At 52.9% G+C, this 684-nt stretch carries 1 protein-coding gene; it reads left to right on the plus strand.

Annotated features, from left to right (window positions below):
• Positions 1-19: 19 nt before the first annotated feature.
• Complete coding sequence (locus LIZ66_RS18355; RefSeq protein ID WP_042520382.1) at positions 20-664, plus strand: CHC2 zinc finger domain-containing protein; 645 nt, start codon at positions 20-22, stop codon at positions 662-664.
• Positions 665-684: the final 20 nt, after the last annotated feature.

Raw genomic sequence — 684 nt, forward strand, 5'->3', positions numbered from 1 at the left:
TTTTCAAGGAGGGATAGATTTGAATGTATTTGAAGCTGTGAAGCAGTCCGTCACAACAAGACAGGCTGCGGAGCATTATGGAATCCGTGTAGGCCGGAACGGGATGGCTTGTTGCCCGTTCCATCACGATAAAACCCCAAGCATGAAGCTGGATCGGCGTTACCACTGCTTCGGCTGCGGTGCGGATGGGGATGTGATTGATTTTGCCGCCGCCCTGTATGGGCTGGGAAAGAAAGAAGCCGCCGTACAGCTGGCACAGGACTTCGGGCTTTCCTATGAGGACTGGAAACCGCCGGGGAAGGTAAAAAAGCCCAAGCCCCGGCAGAAATCCCCGGAGGAACAGTTTCAGGAAGCAAAAAACCGCTGCTTCCGTATTCTTGCCGATTATCTTCACTTGCTTCGGGCATGGAGAAAGGATTATGCCCCGCACTCCCCGGAGGAAGCCTTTCATCCACGGTTTGTGGAAGCCTTACAGAAGCAAGACCAAGTGGAATATCTGCTGGATGTGCTGCTCTTTGGGGAGACAGAGGAAAAAGCAGCTTTGATTACGGACTACGGAAAGGATGTGATACAGCTTGAAAAGCGAATGGCAGAGCTTGCCGCCGCAAACGCAGCAAGAACTAAAAAACACCATGAACGCCATGCAGCCGCCCCAGAGCATTGAGGAAATCAAGGCGGGGCTGG

Source organism: Blautia faecis (assembly GCF_020554845.1).
Lineage (GTDB): Bacteria > Bacillota > Clostridia > Lachnospirales > Lachnospiraceae > Blautia_A > Blautia_A faecis.